General features: G+C 56.2%; 1 protein-coding gene. It reads left to right on the plus strand.

Annotated features, from left to right (window positions below; all coding sequences use genetic code 11):
* Positions 1-413, plus strand: a 413-nt coding sequence (locus ABWL39_RS20915; protein WP_367796150.1) for a hypothetical protein, incomplete at both ends; no start/stop codon positions are given.

Consider the following 413-nt stretch of genomic DNA (forward strand, 5'->3'; position numbering starts at 1 on the left):
CGGCCGCATGAAAAACGTGCAAAAATTTCAGGTGTTTGCGGACTATCACCAGTTCTATCTGATGGACGCGAATATTGAGCCAAAGATTCCGGAAGAGATGACGGAGCAGGACATGTTGAGGCGTCTGCGAACTGCGCCGCACATCGTTGTCTTACATACGGAGTCCGCATCGCATGTTCCTGTAGAGGTGACGTTCGTTCAGAGGCCAACCGAGGCGGAAGGTGCATGGGAGCACCAAACCGAGTTCAGCCTTTCGCTCCCATCCGGAACTGCTGCTCTCTGTGGTTGCACAGATTTCGGCCCCGAGTGCCCCCGCATAACCGTGGTTCCCGGAACCTACAGTGGGCGCGCCTACTTCGCCGGCTCAACAGGTAGTGAAGAGCGTTACTGCCTCATGCTTTGGCCTGAGGCTG

Source organism: Chitinivorax sp. PXF-14, assembly GCF_040812015.1.
In the GTDB taxonomy this organism is placed as follows: domain Bacteria; phylum Pseudomonadota; class Gammaproteobacteria; order Burkholderiales; family SCOH01; genus JBFNXJ01.